The organism is Shigella sp. SIG6, from assembly GCF_053555815.1.
This window is the reverse complement of the sequence record NZ_JBQZXC010000039.1, coordinates 19,531-29,225: the sequence shown is the minus strand read 5'-3', so window position 1 is coordinate 29,225 and position 9,695 is coordinate 19,531. Positions and strand designations below refer to the sequence as shown.

Annotated in this window: 7 protein-coding genes and 1 pseudogene; 3 read left to right on the top strand and 5 right to left on the bottom strand. The window is 44.5% G+C overall.

What is annotated here, in order from left to right; translation table 11 throughout:
* From ACUU1M_RS09125 to ACUU1M_RS09115, 3 genes and pseudogenes are all read left to right on the top strand, one after another.
* On the top strand, window positions 1-492 hold a 492-nt coding region (locus tag ACUU1M_RS09125), incomplete at its 5' end, for a hypothetical protein (RefSeq protein WP_449144661.1).
* Between the two features lie 841 nt (window positions 493-1,333).
* Window positions 1,334-1,711 (top strand): hypothetical protein, encoded by a 378-nt coding sequence (locus ACUU1M_RS09120; RefSeq protein ID WP_001271300.1) that lies wholly within the window; start codon window positions 1,334-1,336, stop codon window positions 1,709-1,711.
* 22 nt (window positions 1,712-1,733) lie between these two features.
* A pseudogene (locus ACUU1M_RS09115) lies at window positions 1,734-1,886 on the top strand (IS256 family transposase); the annotation flags it as partial.
* A gap of 55 nt (window positions 1,887-1,941) precedes the next feature.
* Here the strand turns inward: ACUU1M_RS09115 and ACUU1M_RS09110 are convergent.
* From ACUU1M_RS09110 to ACUU1M_RS09090, 5 genes are read right to left on the bottom strand one after another with little or no spacing between them, the layout of a single operon-like run.
* Entirely contained in the window at window positions 1,942-3,558 is a 1,617-nt protein-coding gene (locus ACUU1M_RS09110) for a Tn7-like element transposition protein TnsE (RefSeq protein WP_000251879.1), read from the bottom strand.
* Complete coding sequence (locus ACUU1M_RS09105; RefSeq protein WP_001243518.1) at window positions 3,559-5,085, bottom strand: TnsD family Tn7-like transposition protein; 1,527 nt, start codon at window positions 5,083-5,085, stop codon at window positions 3,559-3,561. It lies immediately after the preceding gene.
* A 2-nt stretch (window positions 5,086-5,087) separates the two neighbouring features.
* Window positions 5,088-6,755: an AAA family ATPase gene (locus ACUU1M_RS09100; protein ID WP_001276994.1), complete on the bottom strand. Its 1,668-nt coding sequence runs from the start codon at window positions 6,753-6,755 to the stop codon at window positions 5,088-5,090.
* A complete protein-coding gene (locus ACUU1M_RS09095) occupies window positions 6,752-8,860 on the bottom strand; it encodes a DDE-type integrase/transposase/recombinase (RefSeq protein ID WP_000267723.1) in 2,109 nt (702 codons plus the stop codon). The genes ACUU1M_RS09100 and ACUU1M_RS09095 overlap by 4 nt, the downstream gene beginning before the upstream one ends.
* Entirely contained in the window at window positions 8,847-9,668 is an 822-nt protein-coding gene (locus tag ACUU1M_RS09090) for a TnsA endonuclease N-terminal domain-containing protein (protein WP_001029679.1), read from the bottom strand. The genes ACUU1M_RS09095 and ACUU1M_RS09090 overlap by 14 nt, the downstream gene beginning before the upstream one ends.
* Window positions 9,669-9,695: the final 27 nt, after the last annotated feature.

The window sequence follows — 9,695 nt, the reverse complement described above, 5'->3', positions numbered from 1 at the left end:
GAGCTGGGGAAGACTATGCGCGATCTGTTGAAGGTGGTTCTAAGCCTCGTACTTGCGATGGCATCGGGGCAGGCACTTGCTGACCTGCCAATTGTTTTAGTGGATGAAGCTCGTCTTCCCTATGACTACTCCCCATCCAACTACGACAACTCCATAAGCAATTACGACAATAGTCCATCAAATTACGACAACTCTGAGAGCAACTACGATAATAGTTCATCCAATTACGACAATAGTCGCAACGGAAATCGTAGGCTTATATATAGCGCAAATGGGTCTCGCACTTTCGCCGGCTACTACGTCATTGCCAACAATGGGACAACGAACTTCTTTTCCACATCTGGCAAAAGGATGTTCTACACCCCAAAAGGGGGGCGCGGCGTCTATGGCGGCAAAGATGGGAGCTTCTGCGGGGCATTGGTCGTCATAAATGGCCAATTTTCGCTTGCCCTGACAGATAACGGCCTGAAGATCATGTATCTAAGCAACTAGCCTGCTCTCTAATAAAATGTTAGGCCTCAACATCTAGTCGCAAGCTGAGGGGAACCACTAGTGTCATACGAACCTCCAAGAGACGGTTACACAAACGGGTACATTGTTGATGTCATGTATGACAATCGCCCAAGTAAGTATCCAGCTGTGTTCAGAACGTACGTCCGAATTCCAGACTATGTCGAACTAGATAACGCGGAGGAGCTGGCCGACGCAATCATTCGAGAGGTTGAGTTAAAGGAGGCATGGCTCACAAGGGTCTTGGGGAACTCAGCCGATCCTGACGCTTCTGTGGGCAAGTGGGACCGGCGCCTAGCGCAGTGCGGTGGTATTGATGAGATGTCAAGTGGGGTGCAGGCAACATACTTCAGTCCAAACGGTCAGCTGGTCGGCTTAGTGGCATACATTGATGCCGAATGGATGGATGAATAGCTCTGACGTTACGATTCAGGTGAGACAACCAGATGGGCATTGCGTACAAGCTCAGTTGCCACCGATGTGGCTACGAGTCTGATCTTCTTTACCTAGGCCAAGGTATGGCGATGCTTCCTGAGCAAATAGTCGGAACGTGCACATGCTGCGACAATCTAACGACGATTTCTATAAATGAAAGCTACGGAGTATGCTCACTTTGTGGGGCTAAGGATCGTGTGATATTTACAAGCTATCAGCATGAGGCAAGGCCAAGAAATCCCTGCTATCTAGAGAGAAGTTTCAAATATCAATGCCCAAGATGCCATGCCTTCAGTATGGAGCCTCCGGATCTACCGGAGATGCTTTGGGACTAATGCTCCGCTTTGCCTCGGGTATCCGTTCGACCTATGTTTAAGAGGAAACGCACGTGTCTGCCGCCAAAGCTCTTGCCTATGCACTTTGTGACAAGTTGGAAAGCAAAAAAGTTGATGAAGTCGTACGAAATCTTGTTTCTAGCGGCTGGAATATTAGGGAAGTGGCCTGGGAAGCTTCGTCCTTTGATCATGAAATGCCCTACTTTGACACGGGGCGGGACTTCGATATTGGATTTCCTGACACGCTGTCATCCAAGATTGAGTTTTTGACCGCGAATGGATCAATCGTCCAAGCACGTGCTCGCCTGCACTTCAAGCAGGCTCTAATTTTTGCCAAGGCGTCCAAACATGTCGCCGCGCTCAAGAACTCATTGGATTACTACTATGGATCGTCTGTAATCCCCCCTCAAAACCACGGAGGCTATTTGTAGAAAATTCCATTAATATGAACTCAAGGTGTTCCCTACGGACGAATCAGCGATGAAGGTGGTGTACCTGGCTATCCAGGCGGCGACCAAGAAATGGACGATGCCGATCCGCAACTGGAAGCCGGCCATGAACCGTTTTATGATCGAATTTGGTGACCGTTTAAATGGCCACCTTTAACTGACCGGCAAAAGCACTTACACAAAAGGGTTTACAGGCTCTTTCAGTCATTCCTTTAATGCGTAAATTGCTCTCTAACCACTCTCTCAGCCCACCCTTCCATATCCTCTCTCGATACTTGCAGCTCCCCCAACCCCTTTGGATGATTCACCCCTCTATGCCCGTCTTGTCCATATAATTGATCAAACAAACTATTTGGCCAATTCAATGAGCTCTTCACCACTCCACGCCGTATCTTTTCAAAATCATTCCGCCATGTTTCGCTATCAACGCCACTCAACACTTTGGTAGAAAGCATTTTCACCCCATCCGATGCATCCACCTCTAGCAATACAAATTCACTGCCATTACGTTGCACCCCAACGGCTTTAATCACTCTTGGTGAGCCATCTTTACACAGATGTAATCGGCTACGCCCAACTTTTGGCAAAACCAAGGTTTCTTCAAAAAGCACCCGACATGCAAATTTAGTTTTTAGAATTGAAAGTAGCTCATCAAAAGCAGCAAATCGATTAGCAAAAATAGAGTTGTAATTGGTTGCATCCTGCTTCCCACCCACATCTGCCGCTGCTAGGACACCACCTAAGTGTGGCTCATCAGTACTAACCAAATTACTATTTTCACTTGTTGTTGCTTCTTCTTTTTCTAAAATAGTTTGGCTACTTTTTCTTGCCCTGCGAGATTTTTCAATTCGACTAGGTCTACTAAAACTTATCCATGTCGGCTCAGCCTCTATGACTCGTGTGTCTGTGTCTATATTGGCTGTTTCCTCATCGTCCAACTGTAGATGCTCATCATCAACAACTGACTCTGTTGAAACCGCTATGTGCTGCGTACTACCATCACCTGCCTCCTTTTCCTGAAAAGAGGCATGGCTAATAGCTGTTGTGCTAGGAAGCATAGCGTTGATTTCTAAACCTACTATTTCCTCAACTAAATAATCCTTATCCTCGTTAGAAGAACGTCCTTTTACATGTAATTTCCAACCCTGCATGGGCGGAGGGTCAAAGCTAAAGCACCAGCTTTCAACGCCGTTCTTAATTTCTCTATTTTGTTGATAGTGCCTAAAAATACTTTCATACGAATCCATAACATCTTGATCCGAAAACAACCAAACCAAAAGCTGCACTACGGCCGACTGCTCTAACGCCCCTTTAGGAAACGATGAACTGGGTAAGATCCTTATCTCTAAATGATCTCGCTCAACCTCATACTGAACGTCGAACTCTTGCTGTAAAGCGGTACTGCTCAAACAGCTTCGACAGAAATAGGAGTTAATTAAAAATAATGACCGAGCTAGCTCTAACTGTGGGATGTGATAACGAGTCTTGCTATATGGTGTTTCAGCTTCGTAAATAAATGAACTCTGCGCTCCATCCTTGTTGCGTACGGAAGCAAAGGACGAGAGATTAGGAAAATCGATTATTTTGGCTCGTTGAAGATCCGATGCTTCAAACTCAATCACACGATCCGCCTTATTTATTTGCTTTGTTGTACTGTTAACCACCTTAGCTCGACTTAATAAAGGCAAATGAGTAAATCGAGTCCATTTCCGTTCTTGCATTGGATTAAACCAAACAAAAATACGCCACTCCTTATGACCCGAGTTACGGAATAAATGACCAATATGTACAACCTGCACATTGTCATTAAATGTAGCTAGCCTAACCACTCACTCTTCCCCATAAACCATTTCCAAGAATCTTTGTGCTTCCTCAGTTATCCGCTCTTTAGATAACGTTGCACTTCTTAATAATCGCCAGCGCCTAAGCTCAACATCTTCCTGTTTAAGCTTAATAAAAGCTTGGCTAATCCGTCTAATTTGATAATCTTCCACACTCTCTGAGTAACGCTTTAAGCAAAGCGCTACCAAAGGCAGTTTCTGTAGATTTTTTGCAAGAGAGGTTCCGTTAGGAGTTTGCTTTAACAGCCAGCTCGATGTCGCTCTTGGGTGATCAAGGCTACTATCTAGACGCTTTATGATTCTTAATAGTTGTCGTACAGCAATTCGATCTCTTTGGTTCCAATCAACTCTAGGGGCGGGTGCCAGACGCTCTTGTTGATGCTGTTGATTCCAGTGAACTAGCCAATCCCTGTCATGTCGGTAAAGCCAAGCGTATAGCACCCCACCCTCTAAAGACTGTCTTGCCGCCTTAATTCCTTGGTATTTATGCACTAGTTGCTGCCAGTCTTTATGCTTAACAGATAAATCTTCAGAGTTAGGTTGCACAGACTGGCTAACAGGTCTTGTCGTTATAGAGTGCTCAGTAAGAGCACTTGCCTGCTGTAGCGCTTCTATAACCGTTAGTTTTGGCAATAAGGCTTGCCACACAATACTATGCTGTAAATAACTAAAGGCTTTTCTATGCTTACGGAATATACTTTTCAGCCAACACGTGTCCTTGTTCTCTGCCAACTTTAAATCCAGTTTCTCTAGTGCCTCATCACTAAAAGTCTGCCTCACTCTCTCCGCCACCAAGTCATGACGAATGTGCTTGCTTTTGGTTAGCCCTAGATCCTGCGCTAAGCGCTGATAAAACAGCGTCCACTGCTCAAGGCTTGGGGAAAGCTCTTGCGCTCGTGGAGCATCTAACAGAGGGGCTATATAAGCAGCTAGTGCTGTTAATTGAGATAGGGAGTCTTTGGGGTAGTCTGAAAGCAGCTCAGTATGACCCAAAGCCCAAAATTGATGTCGGTGATCATCTACAGCTCTATCAAAGAAGACTAAAGCACCGTGTTTTGGACAATATGGCAAAGCGGGCAAATACCAATCTCGTTGCCAAAAGGCTTCCCCATACCTATTTAGCTGAAGAGCAACGCAATCAGGGCAGTATCTAAAGCGGTTATCGCTCTTAACTCTAGAAGCAGCGACTCCTAGCATTAAATGCACCGCACCTTGCGCTTGGTACTCCATTAACCGAATAGCTTCGTCTCGGCGCTCCTTGCCTACAAACGGAGCATATAAAGGGAATAAGGTATGCTCATAAATAAGCTGCTGAACAGCGTAACGTCCTGTTTGATGTAGATGTCTTGCTATCACACCTAAATGCGAGGGCAGACCTAAGGTAGCGACCACCTTGCGGTTGCCATACACCTCATCCAACAGCTGCTTAGGACTAACAATCCCTTGATAAACGCCTGCCCGTGCAATAGTGCTATAAATCAGCTCATTCGAGTACGGAACAGGAAAGTTTCTCATGGCTAACCTGCTTGTTTAAATAAGCTCGCCATATCCACTATTACCCCTTTCCCTTTTAACCGTTCATGCATGGTTTTTTCAGGTTGGCGTTGTGAATAGATATAACGTAAATCCGTATCAGGCAAGCTATCCCAGTCGCTGGGCTTGACTACCTTTATAGCCGAAACCTTTTTACTCTTGGAGGGCTTTTCTAGTTCTGACACTACCGTTTCGCCTTCCATCAACCACTGCAAAACAAGAGGCAGTAACTTTTGTCTTGTCATCGTTGGATTCTGGCTAAACGCTTTTTTAATAGTGGGAATTAACAGGCTTGAATCGTAATCCTCTTTCAGCATCAGATATAAATGACGCTGATCTTCGGTATCTAACTCTTGAAGGGCTTTTTCTTCTGGTGTTTGTTCTTGTATCGCTGCGATATCTAGCTGAAGTTGGATTAACCGTTTATCAATCTCGGGAACGACTAGATCAGAATAACGAGCAATGCGTTCTGGGATACCCGAGCGTAATGCCTCTAGCATGGGGTGCACAGGCTTTAACTCATCTTGATACACTTGCCGCAATAAACCAGCGGTAATACGCTCATTGCCTAAAGCTAGCGCACGGAGCTGAGCGAGTACAAAAAGTTTTACTACAATGTCCATCACTCCTTGGCTTAGCTCATACCACACATCACGGACCTCATCCGATAACAGCGCATCTTTGCGTTGTAAAAGCTGTAATTGCCAAAGATTATCCGTAAAAGCGATCCACTCTTGATTGGGCTTTCCACGTTGCGTTTGTTGTATAGGATCCCAGAATATAGCTCCAAACCCTGCCCCTCTACGTGCAGACCGCAAATCAGCCTCAAAAATCTCTCGTGCTTTAGGGGTACCAATCAACATCACTGGTACGCCAATAATATTCACCATCGTCACAAAAAAGTTCAGCATCTCTTGAGATCCACCCGAACGAGAGCGGCTTAAATGCTGAATTTCATCAATAACCAACAACCCTAAAGCATGTGCATTGGCTATTTGCGACATCAAAGCCAACATGGTTTCTATACCATGACGTTTTAAGCCATAACGACGCTCATAGTTCGAGCCCAAGGCTCGATCCAACGCTCTGAAAAAATTCAAGCAGATTTCTTTTAGCGAACCATTATGCGAGCAGTCTATTTTCAAATACACCACCTGCTCTACATTGAGTTCACGATGGTAAATCACCTGAGGATACGTGGCTAGAATACGATGAAGAGAGGTCGTCTTCCCACTACCAGAACAACCAATTAACAATAAGCTTTGTGCCGTAGATCGTGCCTCCTCAAAGCGAAATGTCTCCAACTCTCCCGTTTGAACACGCTCATAACCATTTTGTAAATGCTTTTGTAAATCTCCTGTTTTAGGATTTCTGCCTACGTAGCCACCTCGAATCATGACCGAAATACGCTCACTTAGTAGCAAATGCGTACCTAATGGCTGAAAATAGTCATCTGGAATACGACAAATGGTATGAGCTCTGATAACACGGGACTTTTGCAAGTCAGAGGAAGTAAGCTGTAAAGAGGATTTCAGTGATGCAGCACTATTCACTGACTCTTGTAATGGTGGTAAGGCCTCGATAAAAGGATTATCACGATAAGCCTCTACCCCCGTATCACGATAAACTGCTTGAATCCGGGTAGCACTCATGACTCATCCTTTTCTGGTGGATCCTGAAATAATTCAGGCACGTATGTGGGTAGGCTGTAATCTTCTTGATCATCCGCTTCCACTGCGTTGAAAGGAATAACTTTAGCCTCATCACCTGAAGAGCTTGGCTTCAAATGCTCCGCACGTTTTTTACGCTCCGAGGTCACGGCTTCTTTTTTATTAGTTTTAATCTGCTTAATGCGTGTTGATTTGGGCTCAGTAGTACTGGGCGTTAACTTATTCGCTTTCTGAATGGTTTGCTGAATAAACGCCTCAAGCTCCCTGCGTTTAGTTAACTCATCCTGCTTCGCATTGGCTTTATTGTGTTTTTCTTGTGCTTGTATATCCCAAACCTCCCAAAATGAGAGACCTTTAAACTGCCGACTACGTTCCGTCAGATTACAGCGCCAAAATACACGGCTGCCAACTTGCGGAAACAAATAAATCGTATCAACCAGCACTGGGTCATAAGCCGCTTCTAAATGTTGAGGTCTAGCTATATCAGTGCTCCGCTGCAACCAACCCTCACGCAGAATCTCTGACCCCGAGTAATACAAACCCCACAAATTAACGCCAAATGAAGAAATAGAGACCTTTCGGCGAGGCAGTAACGCTACTCGCAACTGCTCTTGCTCCACAGCCCTTAAACTACCTGTACGATGCTGCATACCCCATTGCCATAGCTGGACAGGAATAGACGGTAAATCTGTAGGAAAATCAGCATCTCGATCGTATTTATCCATCACCAGATGGTTATTTCTGAATAAGATCGTACGCAAAATAATTTGTGTGAACTCAAATACCGACAGAGATGCATCTAACCTATAGTCTGTTTCACCATGGCTTTTGATCCGACTGCCCTCTACAATGCCAGGTGCAAAGGACTTAAACTCGGCTTGTAGTGTTCTAAAAGTGCTTTCCACTATGCCTTTAGCATCGCCACGTCTAGGTGGAGCACTTTCCACTCGCACATTAAAACTAGAAACTAAGGCTTCGACCTGATGACTCATTAATTCGCCACGGTCCGCTAGCAACACATCTGGCAAACCTACACACGGCCAGTCTGAGCTACTAATCTCAATATCATGCTGGGCACAAATGGCCGTTTTGTCAGAGCAAGCATTTACAAAAGCCTGCATCGCCACCACATAAGACGGATTTTCAAAGCCGATATAAAAGCCCGTGATCATCCGACTAAACACATCAATCACAATGTAAAGCGTTGGTCTTCCTATGATTTTTTGGCGATCATGATGATCCACTAAATAAATATCAGCAATCGTGGCATCAATCTCATAACGACTCCCAGGGCCTAACGCCTGAGAAGTGGCTGTACTACTTAAGGGTCGTACGTCTTTTTTATATACCCCTGCTTTAACTCTAGACTTTAAGCGCTGAGCTTTAGGGTATTCTCGATCATAAAAATAACGAAACTGACGTAGTGTTGGGTAATCCTCTTGGGGAATGCGAGGAAAATACTGAGCAAACAAGTCCACAAATCGTCTATAGGCAACGGTGGTCTTTGTACCTTTTTGATTTAACAGGTGCTTTTCTATGGTCAACCTAAAAAGGCGTTCAATCTCGGGCGTTACCTTGGTTCCTTCACCCTTACCATATTCTCTGGCTCGGCCAATCTTTGCTGTTCCTGTCGCTGAACGTCTTTCCCCTGGTGCACCGCTGTTTTTGTAGTCAGGAATTAATGCATTAGGCGTTTGACCACGCTGCCAGTAACGGCGTAACAACTTATAAACTGTAGCCTTAGTAACCTTATGTTCTTGGACCACATGCTCAACGAGTTCGCTTCTGACTTTAGGGTCGAAACGATCCTTACTATTAATAATAGGAAGAATTTTTCGATAATCCTCCTCGCGCTTCTGGAAGCTGACAGAATCTACAGACGGCTCTTCTAAATCAAGATGTACATAAGGGTCATCAGTTCTAACTAAGCGGCCTTCATCTAAATACTGCATTAGCAACAACTCAGCCCTAGCTTGTGGAACTCCTTTATCAGCGCTTATTTGCATCCAGACAACTTGGCCATCCTCTATAGCCAAAATGCGATACGGATCATTATCAAATAGCACAACCTCATTAATTTGCCACATAGCGCAACTCCTCCATATTCACTACTTGGCTAATACAGAGATCTGCACACTTATTTGCCCTGAAAGACTTATAAATATTGAACTTAATAAAACCATTTGCGGTTAAGGCTCGTATCTCACTCAATGTTTTGCCTAACTCCAAATCATAAGCAATATCAACCTGCTTACAGACATTGATAATGTTTTCATCTCCTTTTTCTTGCAGGATATGGGCCAATGGGGATAGTTGTGCTAAAAGCTCCGCAGAAACTTCTTCTGTTTTCACTGAATAAAGCCATTCAATATTTTCTTTTACTACGGGATTTATTTCTTTATCAGTAAAAATGAACCAAGGAATTTGCTTTTGCTGCCAATAGCGACGCTCTAGTTCTAGTTTTTCTAAGGTACGCTCGTCTTGTAAGGCTGCTGCAGGTTTGACTTGAATAGCAAACTGCTCAAAAGGACCATCTTTGCAGTCCACTAAAAAATCAGTAGACATAACCTGATCTACACCACGAATAACAGGATGCTTAATACCACTATCTATTGCAATCTGCCTGGTATCACTAGGTAATAAGGGGAACTGCTCGCGTATATCTAGCACGCTGCTCTCCCACTCAAGACTGAGAAAAACAGCAAGCTCTAAGTCAGATAGCAAATGATGGACTCGTCCCGTCTTATGAGAATAAATACGGTGGGAACGACCTGAAGAAGGAACTTCTTGTACTGTTAGCCATGGAATATAGTCTTTACCATGCCCTTGGCCACGCCCCTCTTTAATACGACGGGCAATTTGCACTTCAGAAAATGAAGAGTTTGCTTTAGCCATAACAAAAGTCCAGTATGCTTTTTCACA